We start from the raw sequence: 16338 nt of genomic DNA, 5'->3' as shown, positions 1-16338 counted from the left end.
TCCGCGTCAGCCGGGGCGGCCCGGCGCCCCGCGGCGGCCCGGCGCGGGCGTCGGGGCGCCGTCGACCGCGCGCTGCACGGCCCGGTAGATCTGCCCGAAGCGCAGCGCGTCGCCGGTGCGCAGCAGCAGCACCGACCGGCCCCGCCAGCGGGCCCACATCTCCCACTGCCGGCTGCCCCGGGCGTACGAGCGGTCCAGGTGCTCGAAGAGCAGGTCGGCGAGCGGGCCGACGGCCAACCCGACCAGCACCGACCCGCCGACGATGGCGATCGTGACGGTGGTCGAGGGGCGCAGCCACCAGGCCAGTGCCACGCCGAGCACGGCGGCGACCAGCGGCCCGGCCAGCGCGGCGCCGATCGCGCCCCGACCGGCCAGCACCCGCCAGGAGCGGCTGCCCCGCTGGTGCCACACCGCGCCGATCTCGGTCACCAGGAAGCGCCGCCCGTCGACCTCGATCGCGGCGGAGGTGACCTGGACGGTCCGGTCGTCGTAGTACGTGATCATCGCTGCACTCCCGGCCCGGGGGCGGACACCTCGACTGTGTACCCCAACGAGACCGCCCGTAAGGTTGGCACGCGACTTCGACGAGGAAGTGAGGGCAGCGTGAGCGAGTTCGTGCGGCTGGAATCCAGGGACGGCATCGGCACCATCCGGCTGGAGCGGCCGCCGATGAACGCGCTCAACACCCAGGTGCAGGAGGAGTTGCGCGCCGCCGCGGCGGCGGCCACCGCCGACCCGGGCGTCCGCGCCGTGATCGTGTACGGCGGGGAGAAGGTCTTCGCCGCCGGCGCGGACATCAAGGAGATGGCCGACATGTCCTACGTGGACATGGCGGAGCGGGCGGCCGACCTGTCCAGCGCGCTCGGCGCGATCGCCCGGATCGGAAAGCCGGTGGTCGCCGCGATCACCGGGTACGCCCTCGGCGGCGGCTGCGAGCTGGCGCTGGCCTGCGACTGGCGGATCGTCGCCGAGGACGCCAAGCTCGGCCAGCCCGAGATCAAGCTGGGCATCATCCCCGGCGCCGGCGGCACCCAGCGGCTGGCCCGGCTGGTCGGGCCGGCCCGCGCCAAGGATCTGATCATGACCGGCCGGATGGTCGACGCCCAGGAGGCGCTGCGGATCGGCCTGGCCGACCGGGTGGTGCCGGCCACGGATGTGTACACCGCCGCGGTCGAGCTGGTGACGCCGTTCCTGACCGGCCCGGCGCAGGCGCTGCGCGCGGCCAAGCTGGCGGTGGACGCCGGCCTGGACATGGACCTGACCTCCGGCCTGGCCTGGGAGAGCCAGCTCTTCGCGGCGCTGTTCGCCACCGACGACCGGCGCGAGGGCATGGCCGCCTTCGTGGCGAAGCGGAAGCCGGGCTTCACCGGGCGGTGACCCGAGAGCGGTTCACATTGCCCGTACCGGCCAGTAGCGTGTGACTCCGGCCGGGCGACGATGGTCAGGCGGCGAGGGGAGCGGCGATGACGGAACGGGTCGAGGGCCACGGCGGTGAGCTGGCGCTGGCCGCCCTGCGCGCGCACGGCGTACGGGAGATGTTCACGCTCTCCGGCGGGCACGTCTTCCCGCTCTACGACGCCGCCCACAAGACCGGCTTCCCGATCTACGACGTCCGGCACGAGCAGTCGGCCGTCTTCGCCGCCGAGGCGGTGGCCAAGCTGCAGCGCCGCCCCGGCCTGGCGGTGCTCACCGCCGGGCCCGGCGTCACCAACGGCATCTCCGGGCTGACCAGCGCGTACTTCAACGCCTCGCCGGTGCTGGTGCTGGGCGGGCGGGCACCGCAGTTCCGCTGGGGCTCGGGCAGCCTGCAGGAGATGGACCACCTGCCGCTGGTCGCCCCGGTCACCAAGCACGCCGAGACGGTGTTCGCCGCCGACGACATCCCGCGCGCGATCGGCGCCGCGCTGACCGCCGCGCTCACCCCGCACCGCGGGCCGGCCTTCCTCGACTTCCCGCTGGAGGCGATCTTCTCCGTCGGCGACGCCGAGGTGCCCGCGCCGGCCGCGCTCGACCCGATCGAGCCGGACCCGGACGAGGTCGCCCGCGCCGCCCGGCTGATCGCCGCCGCCGAACGCCCGGTGATCATCGCCGGCTCCGACGTGTACGCCGGGGACGCGGTCGCCGCCCTGCGCGAGGCGGCCGAGGCCCTGCAGGTGCCGGTCTTCACCAACGGCATGGGGCGCGGCGCGCTGCCCCCCGGGCACCCGCTCGCCTTCGCCAAGGCCCGCCGGCCCGCCTTGGGCGGCGCCGACGTGGTGGTGGTGATCGGCACCCCGCTCGACTTCCGGCTGAGCTTCGGGGACTTCGGCGAGGCCGCCGTGGTGCACATCGTGGACGCCCCGACCCAGCGCGCCGGGCACGTCGCGCCGGCCGCCAGCCCCGCCGGCGACCTGCGGCTGATCCTCTCCGCCCTGGCCGACCACGCCGGCGACCGGGCCGACCACGCCGACTGGATCGCCCAGCTGCGGCTCGCCGAGGACGCGGCGAAGGCTCGGGACGCCGAAGAGATGGCCGCCGAGACCGACCCGATCCGCCCGGCCCGGGTCTACGGCGAGCTGCGCCGGGTGCTCGCCGCCGACGCGATCACCATCGGCGACGGCGGCGACTTCGTCTCGTACGCCGGGCGCTACCTGGAGCCGGCCCAGCCCGGCACCTGGCTCGACCCCGGCCCGTACGGCTGCCTCGGCACCGGGATGGGCTACGCCATGGGGGCCCGGGTCACCCACCCCGGCCGGCAGATCTGCGTGCTGATGGGCGACGGCGCGGCCGGCTTCTCCCTGATGGACGTGGAATCGCTGGTGCGGCAGAAGCTGCCGGTGGTGATCGTGGTCGGCAACAACGGCATCTGGGGGCTGGAGAAGCACCCGATGCGGGCCATGTACGGCTACGACGTGGCCGCCGACCTGCAGCCCGAGCTGCGCTACGACAAGGTGGTCGAGGCGCTCGGCGGCGCCGGCGAGACGGTGGCTAAGGCCGCCGACCTCGGCCCCGCCCTGGCCCGGGCGTTCGACGCCGGGGTGCCGTACCTGGTGAACGTGCTGACCGACCCGACGGACGCGTACCCCCGGTCGTCGAACCTGGCCTGAGCCGACCGCGCGCCGGCGCCCGCCGACCGGCGGCGGCGCGCGCTTCTTCCCGCAGCCAAAATCAGCGGCATGTCAGCGGCCGTCGCCGTACCGTCAGACCCGTCGCTCATCGTGGGGTGACCAGCGAGAACGACGGGAGTTCTTTCGAGATGACACACGCGATCCGCGCCGAGGGGCTGGTGCGCCGGTTCGGCGCCACCACCGCCCTCGCCGGAGTCGACCTGACGGTCCCCGCCGGGACGGTCTTCGGGCTGCTCGGGCCGAACGGCGCCGGCAAGACCACCGCGGTACGGGTGCTCGCCACCCTGCTCGCCGCCGACGAGGGGCACGCCGAGGTCGGCGGGTACGACGTGCGCCGCGAGGCGCACCAGGTGCGCCAACTGATCGGCCTCACCGGCCAGTACGCCTCGGTCGACGAGACCCTGACCGGCACCGAGAACCTGCTGCTCATCGGGCGGCTGCTGGGGATGAGCCGGGCGGACGCCCGCAGCCGGGCGGCGCAGCTGCTCGCCGACTTCCAGCTCACCGACGCCGCCGGTCGAGCGGCGAAGACGTACTCCGGTGGCATGCGGCGCCGGCTCGACCTGGCCGCCAGCCTGGTGGGCCGGCCGCAGGTGCTCTTCCTCGACGAGCCGACCACCGGCCTGGACCCGCGCAGCCGCAACGAGCTGTGGGACATCGTCCGGGGCCTGGTCGCCGGCGGGGTGACCGTGCTGCTGACCACGCAGTACCTCGACGAGGCCGACCAGCTCGCCAACGAGATCGCCGTGGTCGACCACGGGCGGGTGATCGCCCAGGGCACGCCCGACGAGCTGAAGGCCAAGATCGGCGGCCAGGTGCTCACCGTGCGGCCGGTCGACCCGACCGACCTGCCGACCGTGGTCCAGGTCGCCGGGGAGGTGGCCGGCGCCGCCCCCGAGGTGGCCCAGACCACCGTCACCGTGCCGGTGAACGACCCGGCGGTGCTGCCCGCCGTGGTGCGCCGGCTCGACGACGCCGAGGTCGCGGTCGCCGAGTTGGCGTTGCGCGGCTCCAGCCTGGACGAGGTCTTCCTCTCGCTGACCGGGCACCGGGCCGAGCAGGAGACCGCCGCCGACCCCGTCCTGGAAGGGAGCCCGGCATGACCGCCGCCACCGCCAACGCCGCCGCGCCGCTCGCGCCGGCCCGCCGACTCGGGCCGGGCGCCGGGCTGCGGCACACCCTCACCCTCGCCTGGCGCAGTCTGGTGCAGATCAAGCACAACCCGATGGAGCTGCTCGACCTGAGCATCCAGCCGGTGATGTTCGTGCTGCTGTTCACGTACGTCTTCGGCACCGCGATCGCCGGCTCGTCCGGTGACTACCTGCGGTTCATGCTGCCCGGCATCATGGTGCAGAACATGCTCTTCGCCACCATGACCACCGGCTTCGGGCTGAACAACGACCTCACCAAGGGGGTCTTCGACCGGCTGCGGACGCTGCCGATCGCCCGCTGGGCGCCGCTCGCCGGCCGGATCGTGGCCGACACCGTCAAGCAGGCCTGGTCGATCGCCCTGCTGCTCGCCGTGGGGATGGTCCTCGGCTTCCGGGTCGGCAACGGGCTGCTCGGTGTGCTGGCGGCGTTCGCCCTGCTGCTGGCCTTCGCGCTGGCCGCGTCGTGGATCTCGGTGCTGGTCGGCGTGCTGGTCAGCGAGCCGGAGAAGGTGCAGATCTTCGGCTTCATGGTGTTCTTCCCGCTCACCTTCACCAGCAACATCTTCGTGCCCACCGACCGGATGCCCGGCTGGCTGCAGCACTGGGTGGAGGTCAACCCGGTGACCATCGTCGCCGACGCGGTGCGCGGGCTGCTGGTCGGCGGCCCGGTCGCCGGGCCGGTGCTGCAGACCGTGCTCTGGGGGGCGGCGCTGCTGGTGATCTTCGCTCCGCTGTCGTTGCGGGCGCTCACCCGTCGGCTGTGACCCGGACCAGCTCGCGCACGTCGTCCAGCCGGGTGTCCCGGCCGCTCGCGTGGGCCTCGGCGAACCCGGTTTCGCCGAGCGCCCCGCGGGCGTCCCGGGCCACCCGCAGCGCGTCCAACGCGCTCAGGTCCGGCCCACCCCGGATGCTGTCGGCGGCCCCGAGCAGCCGGGCCGCCGCGTCCGGCCGCCCGGCCCCCAGCGCGTGGTCGGCGTAGCCGACCACCACCATCGCCACCACCGGCGCGTCCATCGACCCGATCGCCAGGTCGAGGGCGCGATCCAGGTGGGCCCGGGCGGCGGGCAGCTCTCCGACGCCGATCTCGACGTGCCCGATCGCGGCCTCGACCATCGCCCGCCACTGTGGGACGACGGTGCGCGCGCCGGTGAGCCGCCGGGCCCGCTCGGCCCAGCGCAGCGCCGCCGGCCAGTCGGCCGCGTCCCGCAGCACCTCGCACCAGGTCGCGGCGACGACTGCCAGCGCCTCCTCCGCGCCGGTGCGCTCGGCCTCCCGCTCCGCCTCGGCCAGCAGCTCCACGGCCCGCTCCCGCTCGCCGAGCAGCCAGTGCTGGTGGGCCAGCCGGGACTGCATCTGCGGCAGGTCCTCGGCGGAGCCGAGCTCGCGTACCGCCGCCACGGCCCGGTGCAGGTGGTCCACGGCTGCCCGGTGGTCGCCGTCGCGGGTGAGCAGGTCGGCCAGCGCGGACAGCGAGGTCGATGTGCCCCACCGGTCGCCGACCGAGGCGAACAGCTCCAGCGCCTCACCGAACCGGGCCAGGGCGCCGGCCGGGGGACGGCCGGTGTTCAGCTCCATGTGCGCGTGCATCACCCGGGCCACCGCGGCCACCCACGGATCCGGGTCGGCGAAGCGCTCGGCCATCACCGGCAGCGCCTCGGCCATCCGGTCCAGACTGGTCATCCCGGCGATCGGGCGGACCAGGCGCAGGAACGGGTCGTCGTCGTCGAGGCCGGCGGCGAGGTCGGCGCCACGGGTGACCCAGCGCCCGCTCAACTCCAGATCGGCCCGCGCGCTGAGCACGTTCATCGCGCCGACGGTGTGCGCGACCACCAGCGACCGGCTCGCCGGCAGCCCGGCCCGGTCGGCCAGCGCGAGCACCTCCTCGGCCAGGTTCGCCCCGTCGGCCCGCTGCCCGCGCAGCCACCAGTACCAGCCGAGCGCGGCGGTGAGCCGGACGGCGGTCGGCGCGTCCTGCCCACCGATCGCCCAGCGCAGGGCGGCGTGCAGATTGTCCTGCTCGGCGGCGAGCCGGCCCAGCCAGGGCAACTGGTCCCGGCCGCGCAGCTCGGGGTCGGCCCGCTCGGCGAGGGCGAGACACCAGGCGGCGTGCGCCCGGCGCAGCGGCTCGGCCTCGCCGGCCTCGACCAGCCGGTCCAACCCGTACTCCCGGATGGTCTCCAGCATCCGGTAGCGCGGCTCGCCGTCCCCGCCGGCCAGCACCAGCGACTTCTCCACCAGCGCGGAGAGCACGTCGAGGACGTCCGCGTCGGCGAGGTCGGGCCCGGCGCAGACGTGCTCCACCGCCGCCAGGGTGGCGCCGCCGGCGAAGACCGACATCCGCCGCCACAGCGCACGCTCGCCGTCGGTGAGCAGCTCCCAGCTCCAGTCCACCACCGCGCGCAGCGTCTGGTGCCGGGGCAGGGCGGTCCGGCTGCCCCCGGTCAACAGCCGGAACCGGTCGTCCAGCCGGGCGGCGACCTGGGCCGCGGTCATCGCCCGCAGCCGGGCCGCGGCCAGCTCGATGGCGAGCGGCATGCCGTCCAGCGCCCGGCAGATCCGGACCACCGGGCCCACCGTGTCGGCGTCCACGGTGAAGTCGGGTCGGACCGCGGCGGCCCGGTCCGCGAGCAACCGCACCGCCGGGTACGCCAGCGCGACCGTCGGCGTCGCGTCCGGCGGCGGCAGGGCGAGCGAGCCGACCGGGCGGACCACCTCGCCGGTGATGCCCAGCGGCTCCCGGCTGGTGGCCAGCACCCGCAGGTCGGGGCAGCCCGCCAGCAGCCGGTCGACCAGGTCGGCGGCGGCGTCCAGCAGGTGCTCGCAGTTGTCCAGCACCAGCAGCGCCCGCCGGGAGGCGAGCCCGCCGAGAAGCCGGTCGAGCGGGTCGGTGGCCTCGGCGGGCGTCGTCCGGGACACGACGAGCGCCCGCTCGCGCAGCCCCAGGGTGGACAGCACCGTCTGGACGACCTCGCCGGGATCGGTCACCGGGGCGAGCTGGACCAGCCAGACCCCCTCCGGGAACCGGTCGATCACGGCCCGGCCGGACTCCACCGCCAGTCGGGTCTTGCCCGCCCCGCCGGGGCCGGTGAGGGTGGCCAGCCGGGCCACGGCCAGGAGTTCGCGTACCTGGTCGACCGACTCCGCTCGCCCGACGAAGCTGGTCAGCCCGGCGGGCAGGTTGTCCCGCCGCCCGCCCACCGGGCCGGCCGCCGCATCCGTCGGGACCGCTCGGCGCCGGACGGTCGGGCCGGTTCCGATCCTGGCCGGGCCGGTCGGGCCGGTTCCGGTCGTGACCGGCCGAGGCTGGCCGGGCCCGGTCGTAGCCGGTCGATGATGGGCGGGCGCGGCGGGGCCGGGATCGGGCGGGCGGCCGTCGCCGCGCAGCACGGCCAGGTGCAGCGCGGCGAGTTCCGGGCCGGGGTCGACGCCGAGCGTCCCGGCGAGGGTGCCCCGCAGCCGCTCGTACTCGGCGAGCGCCTCGGCCGAGCGGCCATCGGCGTGCAGCGCCCGCATCAGCTGGCCGGTGAACCGCTCCCGCAATGGATGGGCGGCGACGAGCTCGCGCAGCCGGGGCAGCAGGGCGGCGGGATCCTCCAGGGTCAGCCGGGCTTCGACGAGGTCCTCGGTGGCGGCGAGCCGCAGCTCCTCCAGCCGGGCCACCGGGCCGGCCGCGAAGTCGGCGTCGGCGACGTCCGCCAGCGCCGGCCCCCGCCAGAGCGCCAGCGCCGTGTCGAGCCGGTGGCACGCCTGCGCCGGGTCCGTGGGCAGCAGCGCCCGGCCCCGCGCCGCCGCCGCCTCGAACCGGTGCAGGTCCACCGCGTCCGGCCCGAGGACCAGCCGGTACCCGCCGGCCCCGGCCTCCACCGGCAGCCCCGGTACGGCCCGACGCAGCCGCGACACCAGCGCCTGCAACGCGTTCGCCGCGCCGGCCGGGGGCTGACCGCTCCAGAGCAGGTCCACCAGTCGGGGCGCCGGCACCCAGCGCCCGGGTTCCAGCGCGAGCAGGATCAGCAGCCGGCGCAGCCGGGCGCCGCCGACCTCGACGGGTGACCCGTCGTCGGCGTGGACCTCCAAGGGCCCGAGCAGGCAGATCCGCACGGCCCGATTCTGCCGCGCCGCCGCCCGAACCCGGTCACCTGGCGTCGGGCCGGTCCTCCTCGCGCGGCGCGTCGCCGGCCCGACGGCGCAGGTCGTCCTCGCGCCGGCGCAGGTCGTCCTCCCAGCGGCGGAACATCTCCTCGTCCTGCCGGCGGGAGCGTTCCGCGACCGAGCGCAGGAACTCGGGATCGTCGTCCGGCGCGACCCGGTTGGCCCGGTCCCGCTCCGAGAAGCCGTCGCCCATCGGCCAGGCGGTGCGCGGCCGGGCCGGCCCGGGCTCCCGCCCGGCGGCGAACCAGACGACGGAGCCGACCAGCGGGAAGAGCAGGATGATCAGCACCCAGGCGACCCGGGGCAGCGCGCGGATCTGCCCCTCCTCGGCGGAGAGACAGCTGATCAACGCACAGATGCCGAGAACGATCTCGACCAGGAAGAGAAGCCCGTAGAGCCGCACCATGCCGGACATCATGGCCTACCGATGCCCTCCGCCGCAGCCCGCACCGTCCACCCGGGAGGGCATCCGGCGCACCCGCGCGTCCACCGGCGGGTCCACGGTGATCGGATACGCCTCACCGGCGGCCGCGCGGCGTGTCGAGTCGGTCAGGTGTAAACGATCAAGGCGCGAGGCGGGAAGGCGGCCCGACGGGTGCCGGCGGGGCGGGGTGGCGGTCGGTCAGTGCGGGGCGTGCAGCACCAGCGGCACGGCGAGCAGGGCCATCGCGGCGGCGGCCAGGGCGACCACCGGCATCGCGCGGGACCCGGCCCGCAGCGGATCCCGGCCGGTGGCCCGCTCCCAGGAGACCGCCAGGGCCGCCAGCCAGAGGATCAGCGCGGCGACGGCGAGGAGTGCCCGGTGGGTGTCGCCGGTCAGCGCCAGCCGGATCGCGAGCACGGTCACCACGGTGAGCGCGAGGGCGGTCCGCCGCCAGGCCAGCCGGGTCCGCTCCGGCTGCAGCCCGGGATCCCGGGTCATCGGCCGGCGGCCCGGGCCACGACCGCGATCACCAGCAGCACCGCGCCCAGCGCCACCAGCAGGGCGAGGACGGCCGGGAAGCGGGACACCGGCAGCTCGTCGCCGAGCCGGATGGCCCGTTCGGTACGGGCCCAGTGGTCCACCGCCCGGATCGCCACCGTGCCGCCGAGCAGCAGCAGCGCGACGGCGATCACCTCGCGCAGGTGGCGCAGCGGCAGCGGGGGCAGGAACTGCGCCGCGGCCAGCCCGCCGGCGATCAGCGCCAGCCCGGTGCGCAGCCAGGCCAGGAACGTCCGCTCGTTGGCCAGCGAGAACCGGTAGTCCGGCTGGTCACCGACCGATCGCACCTCGGACGGGTCGAACCACCGCCTGATCCCCTGCCACACGGCGGTCATTATCCGCTTTACCCGCGGCCTAGGCTGAGGCGATGACCGATCTTGATGCCACCACCCTGCGCGACGCCTACGACCAGCAGGTCCGTCCCGAGCTTCCCGACCCGCTGCCGGCGGGGGTGACCGTCGAGCGGGACGGTCCGCTGTTCCGCGTCCTGGGCCTGGACCGGCGCGGCTTCCTCACCTACCGCGACCTGGGCGAGCTGCCCGCCGACGAGGTGGACGCCCTGATCGCTCGGCAGGTCGAGTTCTTCCGCGTTCGGGGCGAGGCGGTCGAGTGGAAGCTCACCGGCCACGACCAGCCGGTCGACCTGGCCGACCGGTTGCGCGCCGCCGGCTTCGTGCCGGAGGACCAGGAGACCGTCGTGGTCGGCCCGGTCGCGGCCCTCGCCGCCGCCGTGCCGGTGCCACCCGAGGGGGTACGCCTGCGCGAGGTGACCACGCCGGAGGACCTGGCCCGGATCGCCGCCATGGAGGAGCAGGTCTGGCACGACGACCGCGGTCACCTCGTCGCCGGGCTGAGCCGTGAGATCGAGGCGGACCCGCAGTCGATCACCGTGGTGGTGGCGGAGGCCGAGGACGAGGTGGTCAGCGCCGGCTGGATCCGTTACCAGCGCGGCACCGGCTTCGCCAGCCTGTGGGGCGGCTCGACCCTGCCGCAGTGGCGGCGCAAGGGGATCTACCGGGCGCTGGTGGCGTACCGGGCGCGGCTGGCGCAGCAGCGGGGCAAGAGCCTGCTGCAGGTGGACTGCTCGCCGGACAGCCGGCCCATCCTGGAGCGGCTCGGCCTGGTAGCGGTCACCACGACGACCCCGTACATCTACACTCCGTAATCATGCAGCGGTTGTCGGACGACGAGCGGCTCACCCTGAAGACCGGCGCCTTCGGCGCGGTGTTCCTGGTCTCCAACGCCGATCCCGGGATGTTCGCGTTGATCCGGGAGAGCATCGCCGCGTCCGACGCCCTCGCCGGCGCCAGTGGACTGGTGAAAGAGGCGCTGACCACCGGCCCGCTGCCGCAGTTGCCGCGCGACTCCGCCCTGGAGGTGGAGTCGGTGGTGCTGCCGGCGCTGGGCCGGGCGGTCGACATCCTGCGGGAGAAGTCGCCCGACGAGGTGGCCGCGTACCGGGCGCTGGTGCTGGCCGCCGCGGACCGGGTGGCCCAGGCCAGCCGCGAGGTGCTGCCGGCCGAGGCGGCGATGCTCGACCGGATCAGGGGTGCGCTGGCCGAGCCGGCCTGACCTGACCGCGGCCCGGCCTGACCGCGGCCTGACCTGACCGCGGCCTGACCTGACCGCGGCCCGGCCGGTCGCCCGTGGTTCGTTCGCCAGTGCGCTGTTCGCCCGTCAGCCGTCCGCCCGCGCGTACTTCCGGCCGCCGAGCCGGTGCGGCGCGGGCCGCTTCCGGCCGGCACAATCGGCGGTGACCTGTGTCACTGCGGGTGCCCGGGAAGGCCAAGCTACTGGCAGGTAACATTGCCTCGTGGGGAAGTGCACAGCAGCCCGCGGTTGACCGACCGTTAAGTACGCGGGAGGCTGCGCCCGAGACCGGGCGAGGAATCGCACCACCAATACAGGAGGGTCGTCGAAGCGCGATGAACATCGTCGTACTCGTCAAGCAGGTGCCCGATTCGGGCGCGGACCGCAACCTGCGTGCTGACGACAACACCGTCGACCGCGGTTCGGCGAACAACGTCATCAACGAGATGGACGAGTACGCCATCGAGGAGGCGTTGAAGATCAAGGAGGCGCACGGCGGCGAGGTGACCGTCCTGACCATGGGTCCGGACCGGGCGACCGAGTCGATCCGCAAGGCGCTCTCCATGGGCCCGGACAAGGCCGTGCACATCGTGGACGACGCGCTGCACGGGTCCTGCGCCGTGGCCACCTCGAAGGTGCTCGCCGCCGCGCTCGGGCAGCTGGGCGCCGACCTGGTGATCTGCGGCGCCGAGTCGACCGACGGCCGGGTCCAGGTCATGCCGCACATGATCGCCGAGCGGCTGGGCGTGGCGGCGCTGACCGGCGCCCGCAAGCTCACCGTCGACGGCGGCACGCTGACCGTCGAGCGGCAGACCGAGGAGGGCTACGAGGTGGTCACCGCCTCGACCCCGGCCGTGGTCTCCGTCTGGGACACCATCAACGAGCCGCGCTACCCGTCCTTCAAGGGCATCATGGCGGCGAAGAAGAAGCCGGTGCAGACGCTCTCCCTGGGCGACCTGGGCGTCGCCCCGACCGAGGTGGGCTTCGACGGCGCGACCAGCGCCGTGGTCGAGCACACCAAGCGCCCGCCGCGTTCCGGCGGCGCCAAGATCACCGACGAGGGCTCCGGCGGCGTGCAGCTGGTCGAGTTCCTCGCCACCGAGAAGTTCGTGTGAGGGGTCTGGACATGGCTGAGGTTCTCGTCGTCGTCGAAGCCACCAAGGAATTCGGCGTCAAGAAGGTCACCCTGGAAATGCTCACCCTCGCCCGCGAGCTGGGCACCCCGAGCGCGGTCGTGCTCGGTGGCGCCGGCGCGGCCGAGGCGCTGAGCGGCAAGCTCGGCGAGTACGGCGCGGAGAAGATCTACGCCGCCGAGGGCGAGGAGATCGACGGCTACCTGGTTGCGCCCAAGGCCACCGTGCTGGCCGAGCTGGTCAAGCGGGTCCAGCCCGCCGCCGTGCTGCTGGCCTCCGCCCAGGAGGGCAAGGAGATCGCCGCCCGGCTGGCCGTCAAGCTGGACAACGGCATCCTGACCGACGTGGTCGGCCTGGCCGCCGACGGCACCGCCACCCAGGTCGCGTTCGCCGGCTCCACCATCGTCAAGTCCAAGGTCACCAAGGGCCTGCCGCTGGTCACCGTCCGGCCGAACTCGGTCAACCCGACCCCGGCGCCGGCCACCCCGGCCGTCGAGCAGCTCACCGTCTCGGTCACCGACGCGGACAAGCTGGCCAAGGTCGTCGAGCGGGTCGCCGAGCAGAAGGGCTCCCGCCCCGAGCTGACCGAGGCCGGCATCGTGGTCTCCGGTGGTCGCGGCGTCGGCAACGCGGACAACTTCAAGCTGGTCGAGGAGATCGCCGACCTGCTCGGCGGCGCGGTCGGCGCGTCCCGCGCGGCGGTCGACTCCGGCTACTACCCGCACCAGTTCCAGGTGGGTCAGACCGGCAAGACCGTCTCCCCGCAGCTCTACGTCGCGCTGGGCATCTCCGGCGCGATCCAGCACCGGGCCGGGATGCAGACCTCGAAGACGATCGTCGCCGTGAACAAGGACGGCGAGGCCCCGATCTTCGAGCTGGCCGACTTCGGCGTGGTGGGCGACCTGTTCAAGATCGTCCCGCAGGCCGCCGAGGAGATCCGCAAGCGCAAGTGAACCGTCGTGCCACGAACGAGGCCGCCATCCGGATCCGGATGGCGGCCTCGTTCGTTGCCAAGAAGGGAGCTGATCGGCGGGCCGGGGAGCTGAGCCGGCCCGCCGATCAGCCCGTCAGGGCGCCCCTCAGCAGGCTGTCGCCGGAGTGGGCGGGCTTGTTGTCGTACGCCTCGGCGGAGACGTCGACAACCGAGTATGACCGAAGATCGACGTTCGGTGGCAACGGCAGCAGAGCATCGCCCGAACTGTTGCCCAGCACGCCCACCGAGAACATCTTCATCGTCTTCGGATTGATCAGCCAGACCTCGTAGTACCCCGGAACGCTCGGGAGATTCGCGACGTGCAGGTGCAACCGCCCGTCGGAGAGGATCCGGGCGTCGCCGCTGGCGTCCTTCGGCGTCGTGCCGTACGCGGCCAGCGGGGCGGCGGCGAGCACCTGCTGCGGCGCGCTCCGGTCCGTACCGCCGAGCAGCGCCACCGTGCCGGCCACCGCGACCGCCGCGGCGGCCGTGGCGGTGACGGCCGTGGTGGCCCAGCGGGGCCAGCGCCGCCGGTGGCCGGACCGGCCGGTCCGCACCGCCCGCCCAACCGGGGCCTGCCCGGCGCCGTCGCCCGACCCGGCGCGTTGGTCCGGCGGCTGCTGCCGGCGGGCGTCGGCCAGCGACGGCAGCTCCCGGGCGGCGTCGAGCTCCGCCACGATGCCCTGCCAGATGTGCTCCGGCGGGGCGGGCAACTCGTCCAGTCCCTGCGTGCCGGCACCGATGCCGGCGACGTGCTGAAGGGTCACCATCTCGCCGCGACAGAGGGCACACGCGCCGAGGTGGTCGGTCTCGCCCAGGTCCGCCTCGCTCTCACCGAGCGCCAGAAAGACCAGCCGGTCGTGCTCCAGGTGCTGCACCGTCCACCTCCCATCTGCGTTTCAGACTCGCCATGCCGCGCCGGATGTGACTCTTCACCGTGCCCAGCGGGACCCCGGTCACCGCGGCTATCTGCTGGTGTGTCAGGTCGTCGTAGAAGGCCAGCTCCAACATGCGTCGCTGGTCGTCGGGGAGCCGGGCCAGCTCGTCGGCCACCACCAGCCGGTCGACCACCGCGTCCGGGTCGGGGCCGGTGGACACCGGCTCGGGTAGCTGACGCACCGTCTCGACCACCCGGGTCTCCCGGGCCGCGGCACGCATCCGGTCGATGACCTTGCGCCGCCCGATGCCGAGCAGCCAGCCGATCAGCGACCCCTTGGTCGGGTCGAAGGTGTCCCGTCCGACCCAGGCCGCCACGAAGGTCGCCTGGGTGACGTCCTCCGCGTCGCTGCGGTTGGCCAGCGTACTCGTGGCCAGATGGAGCACCGCCCTGCCGAACCGCTCGTAAGCCTCCCGCAACGCGCGCTCGTCGCCTGCGCGGAACCGATCCGCCAGGTCGTCCGGCGGCGGGGGATCGGGTTCCTGCCGTATCGCCGTCATGAGGCTGATCGCCTTCCGTGGGGCATGCCCGACTGTAACTCCCGCCGTCATCGCTTCACTCCCCCGGCCGGTGTGTGCCGCCCCTCTTCTGTCCTTTCTTCGTCGCCACGGGGGCTTCCGGATGCGCCCAGAACCCAAAAAAAGAAACTTGGTCCGACTGCATCCGTGGGAATCCGGCGCGGCGTATCCCGTTCTGCAAGCCAGGCCTGACGAATCAGCACGAACCAGCAGGAGGCAGTCATGCAGCTTTCCCTTTTCCGTCGGGTCGCCGTGGGCGGCGCGGTCGCCGCCCTGACCTTCGCCGGCGTCGGCGCGGCGACCGTGAGCCCGGCGTACGCCGCGTCGTCCAAGGTCTCCGTCGTGCACGGCATTCCGAACACCCCGGTCGACGTCTACGTCAACGGCAAGAAGACGCTGGACAACTTCAAGCCGGGCGACGTGGCCGGCCCGCTGAGCCTCGCGGCCGGTGACTACGACATCGCGCTGACCAAGCCGGGCGACCCGGTGGGCAAGGCGATCCTCAAGGTCGACGACGCCAAGGTGCCCGGCGGCGCCAACATCAGCCTCGCCGCGCACCTGAGCGCCGACGGCAAGCCGGAGATCACCCCGTTCGTGAACGACACCTCCAAGGTCGGCGCCGGCAAGGCCCGGCTGATCGTCCGGCACACCGCCGCCGCCCCGGCGGTGGACGTGCGGGCCGGCGGCAAGCCCGTCTTCAAGGGTCTGACCAACCCGAAGGAGGTCAAGGCGGACGTCGACGCGGGCACCGTGAAGGCCGACGTGGTGCTGGCCGGCACGGACACCGTGGCGATCGGCCCGGCCGACCTGAACCTCAAGGAGGGCACCGCCACCATCGTCTACGCGATCGGCTCCGCCAAGGACAAGAACCTGTCCCTGGTCGCGCAGACCATCACCGGGCTGCACTCCGCGCCGCACGGTGTGCCGAGCGGCACCGGCGGCCAGGCCGGCACCGGCGTGGACACCTGGTGGTACGTGCTGGCCGGCGCCGGCGCGCTGCTGCTGGTCGGCGGCGGGGCGCGGGTGGCCACCGCCCGGACCGGTCGCAAGTGACGGTGCGCAACCGCGGGGCGCTGGCGGCGATGGCCGCCGGCGCCGCCGCGCTCACCGTCGCCGCCCTGGTGGCGTGCGGCTCCCAGCCGGCAGAGGACGTCGGCACCGACGAGGCGGCGGCGCTGGCCAGCCCGAGTGCCGCCCCGACGCCGACGGCGACGGCCGCCGGCGGCTCCGGGGTGCCGGTGACCACGGGTGACCTGCCGAACGGCGCGGAGACCGTGCCACCGGTGAAGCTGGCCATCCCGTCGATCGACGTCACCGCCACGGTGAACCCGGTCGGCATCAACCAGCGGACCAACGAGTTCGAGGTGCCGCCCAGCGTCGACACGATCGGCTGGTACCGGTACGGGCCGGGGCTGGAGGCGACCGCCGGCTCGGTGGTCATCGCCGGCCACGTGGACAGCGCCGAGCAGGGCAAGGGGGCGTTCTTCCGGCTGCGCGAGGTGGGCCAGGGGGACACCCTGACCGCCACCGGCGCCGACGGGAAGCCGCGGGCGTACCGGGTGGTGGCCCGGGAGGAGTACGTCAAGACGAAGATCCCGCTGGAGCGGTACTTCGCCCGGGACGGCAAGCCGCGGCTGACCCTGATCACCTGCGGTGGACCGTTCGACGCGAAGACCCGGCACTACCGGGACAACATCGTCGTCACCGCCGTACCGGCCTGAGCGGCGTGGCGGTGACCGTCACCGACGGGGTGTCCGGCCCGGCCCGGACACCCCGACCGGCTCGGACATCCGCCGGG

Annotated in this window: 17 protein-coding genes; 10 read left to right on the top strand and 7 right to left on the bottom strand. The window is 74.2% G+C overall.

What is annotated here, in order from left to right:
• Positions 1–6: 6 nt before the first annotated feature.
• A complete protein-coding gene (locus ACFY3U_RS02005; RefSeq protein WP_387193305.1) occupies positions 7–504 on the bottom strand; it encodes a DUF6232 family protein in 498 nt (165 codons plus the stop codon).
• A gap of 99 nt (positions 505–603) precedes the next feature.
• On the opposite strand from ACFY3U_RS02005, the gene ACFY3U_RS02000 reads away from it, so the two are divergent.
• The 4 genes from ACFY3U_RS02000 (at position 604) to ACFY3U_RS01985 (ending at position 5022) form a co-directional block, all read left to right on the top strand.
• Positions 604–1377, top strand: coding sequence for an enoyl-CoA hydratase-related protein (locus tag ACFY3U_RS02000; protein ID WP_387193302.1), 774 nt, complete (start codon positions 604–606; stop codon positions 1375–1377).
• A gap of 86 nt (positions 1378–1463) precedes the next feature.
• A complete protein-coding gene (locus ACFY3U_RS01995; protein WP_387193299.1) occupies positions 1464–3086 on the top strand; it encodes an acetolactate synthase in 1623 nt (540 codons plus the stop codon).
• A gap of 149 nt (positions 3087–3235) precedes the next feature.
• Positions 3236–4210, top strand: a complete 975-nt coding sequence (locus ACFY3U_RS01990; protein WP_387194122.1) for an ATP-binding cassette domain-containing protein — start codon at positions 3236–3238, stop codon at positions 4208–4210.
• Complete coding sequence (locus ACFY3U_RS01985) at positions 4207–5022, top strand: ABC transporter permease (protein WP_387193296.1); 816 nt, start codon at positions 4207–4209, stop codon at positions 5020–5022. Before ACFY3U_RS01990 ends, ACFY3U_RS01985 begins: the two co-directional genes overlap by 4 nt.
• Here the strand turns inward: ACFY3U_RS01985 and ACFY3U_RS01980 are convergent.
• From ACFY3U_RS01980 to ACFY3U_RS01965, 4 genes are all read right to left on the bottom strand, one after another.
• On the bottom strand, positions 5006–8356 hold the full coding sequence (locus ACFY3U_RS01980) for a BTAD domain-containing putative transcriptional regulator (protein WP_387193293.1): 3351 nt from the start codon (positions 8354–8356) through the stop codon (positions 5006–5008). The two genes, ACFY3U_RS01985 and ACFY3U_RS01980, sit on opposite strands and share 17 nt — an antisense overlap.
• A gap of 34 nt (positions 8357–8390) precedes the next feature.
• Complete coding sequence (locus ACFY3U_RS01975; RefSeq protein ID WP_387193290.1) at positions 8391–8813, bottom strand: PLD nuclease N-terminal domain-containing protein; 423 nt, start codon at positions 8811–8813, stop codon at positions 8391–8393.
• Positions 8814–9029: 216 nt separating this feature from the next.
• Positions 9030–9329, bottom strand: a complete 300-nt coding sequence (locus ACFY3U_RS01970) for a DUF202 domain-containing protein (protein ID WP_387193287.1) — start codon at positions 9327–9329, stop codon at positions 9030–9032.
• A complete protein-coding gene (locus ACFY3U_RS01965; RefSeq protein ID WP_387193284.1) occupies positions 9326–9724 on the bottom strand; it encodes a YidH family protein in 399 nt (132 codons plus the stop codon). Before ACFY3U_RS01965 ends, ACFY3U_RS01970 begins: the two co-directional genes overlap by 4 nt.
• 32 nt (positions 9725–9756) lie before the next feature.
• Here ACFY3U_RS01965 and ACFY3U_RS01960 point away from each other — a divergent pair, with 32 nt between their 5' ends.
• The 4 genes from ACFY3U_RS01960 to ACFY3U_RS01945 all read left to right on the top strand — a co-directional run bounded on the left by ACFY3U_RS01960 (position 9757) and on the right by ACFY3U_RS01945 (position 13065).
• Positions 9757–10554, top strand: a complete 798-nt coding sequence (locus ACFY3U_RS01960) for a GNAT family N-acetyltransferase (RefSeq protein ID WP_387193281.1) — start codon at positions 9757–9759, stop codon at positions 10552–10554.
• 2 nt (positions 10555–10556) lie between these two features.
• Positions 10557–10961: a hypothetical protein gene (locus tag ACFY3U_RS01955; protein WP_387193278.1), complete on the top strand. Its 405-nt coding sequence runs from the start codon at positions 10557–10559 to the stop codon at positions 10959–10961.
• Positions 10962–11314: 353 nt separating this feature from the next.
• Positions 11315–12094, top strand: a complete 780-nt coding sequence (locus tag ACFY3U_RS01950) for an electron transfer flavoprotein subunit beta/FixA family protein (RefSeq protein ID WP_387193275.1) — start codon at positions 11315–11317, stop codon at positions 12092–12094.
• An 11-nt stretch (positions 12095–12105) separates the two neighbouring features.
• A complete protein-coding gene (locus ACFY3U_RS01945) occupies positions 12106–13065 on the top strand; it encodes an electron transfer flavoprotein subunit alpha/FixB family protein (protein ID WP_387193272.1) in 960 nt (319 codons plus the stop codon).
• 106 nt (positions 13066–13171) lie between these two features.
• Here the strand turns inward: ACFY3U_RS01945 and ACFY3U_RS01940 are convergent, their stop codons facing one another.
• Complete coding sequence (locus ACFY3U_RS01940) at positions 13172–13963, bottom strand: anti-sigma factor (protein WP_387193270.1); 792 nt, start codon at positions 13961–13963, stop codon at positions 13172–13174.
• Positions 13917–14522 carry an RNA polymerase sigma factor gene (locus ACFY3U_RS01935; protein WP_387193267.1) on the bottom strand — a complete coding sequence of 202 codons (606 nt, stop codon included), beginning with the start codon at positions 14520–14522 and terminating at the stop codon, positions 13917–13919. Before ACFY3U_RS01935 ends, ACFY3U_RS01940 begins: the two co-directional genes overlap by 47 nt.
• Positions 14523–14762: 240 nt before the next feature.
• Between ACFY3U_RS01935 and ACFY3U_RS01930 the strand changes: the two genes are divergently transcribed.
• Positions 14763–15593 carry a DUF4397 domain-containing protein gene (locus tag ACFY3U_RS01930; protein ID WP_387193264.1) on the top strand — a complete coding sequence of 277 codons (831 nt, stop codon included), beginning with the start codon at positions 14763–14765 and terminating at the stop codon, positions 15591–15593.
• Positions 15590–16261 carry a class F sortase gene (locus ACFY3U_RS01925; RefSeq protein WP_387193262.1) on the top strand — a complete coding sequence of 224 codons (672 nt, stop codon included), beginning with the start codon at positions 15590–15592 and terminating at the stop codon, positions 16259–16261. Before ACFY3U_RS01930 ends, ACFY3U_RS01925 begins: the two co-directional genes overlap by 4 nt.
• Positions 16262–16338 lie beyond the last annotated feature (77 nt).

The organism is Micromonospora sp. NPDC000089 (assembly GCF_042899365.1).
In the GTDB taxonomy this organism is placed as follows: Bacteria; Actinomycetota; Actinomycetes; order Mycobacteriales; family Micromonosporaceae; genus Micromonospora.
The sequence above is the reverse complement of the archived record's forward strand: the minus strand, read 5'-3'. Positions and strand labels throughout refer to the sequence as shown.

What these genes read in the sequence shown, in the direction of transcription:
- ACFY3U_RS01965 (WP_387193284.1), bottom strand. Translation starts at nt 9,724, where the DNA reads ATGACCGCCGTGTGGCAGGGGATCAGGCGGTGGTTCGACCCGTCCGAG.
- ACFY3U_RS01960 (WP_387193281.1), top strand. Translation starts at nt 9,757, where the DNA reads ATGACCGATCTTGATGCCACCACCCTGCGCGACGCCTACGACCAGCAG.
- ACFY3U_RS02005 (WP_387193305.1), bottom strand. Translation starts at nt 504, where the DNA reads ATGATCACGTACTACGACGACCGGACCGTCCAGGTCACCTCCGCCGCG.
- ACFY3U_RS01955 (WP_387193278.1), top strand. Translation starts at nt 10,557, where the DNA reads ATGCAGCGGTTGTCGGACGACGAGCGGCTCACCCTGAAGACCGGCGCC.
- ACFY3U_RS01990 (WP_387194122.1), top strand. Translation starts at nt 3,236, where the DNA reads ATGACACACGCGATCCGCGCCGAGGGGCTGGTGCGCCGGTTCGGCGCC.
- ACFY3U_RS01985 (WP_387193296.1), top strand. Translation starts at nt 4,207, where the DNA reads ATGACCGCCGCCACCGCCAACGCCGCCGCGCCGCTCGCGCCGGCCCGC.
- ACFY3U_RS01945 (WP_387193272.1), top strand. Translation starts at nt 12,106, where the DNA reads ATGGCTGAGGTTCTCGTCGTCGTCGAAGCCACCAAGGAATTCGGCGTC.
- ACFY3U_RS01970 (WP_387193287.1), bottom strand. Translation starts at nt 9,329, where the DNA reads ATGACCCGGGATCCCGGGCTGCAGCCGGAGCGGACCCGGCTGGCCTGG.
- ACFY3U_RS01935 (WP_387193267.1), bottom strand. Translation starts at nt 14,522, where the DNA reads ATGACGGCGATACGGCAGGAACCCGATCCCCCGCCGCCGGACGACCTG.
- ACFY3U_RS01930 (WP_387193264.1), top strand. Translation starts at nt 14,763, where the DNA reads ATGCAGCTTTCCCTTTTCCGTCGGGTCGCCGTGGGCGGCGCGGTCGCC.
- ACFY3U_RS01995 (WP_387193299.1), top strand. Translation starts at nt 1,464, where the DNA reads ATGACGGAACGGGTCGAGGGCCACGGCGGTGAGCTGGCGCTGGCCGCC.
- ACFY3U_RS01975 (WP_387193290.1), bottom strand. Translation starts at nt 8,813, where the DNA reads ATGGTGCGGCTCTACGGGCTTCTCTTCCTGGTCGAGATCGTTCTCGGC.
- ACFY3U_RS01950 (WP_387193275.1), top strand. Translation starts at nt 11,315, where the DNA reads ATGAACATCGTCGTACTCGTCAAGCAGGTGCCCGATTCGGGCGCGGAC.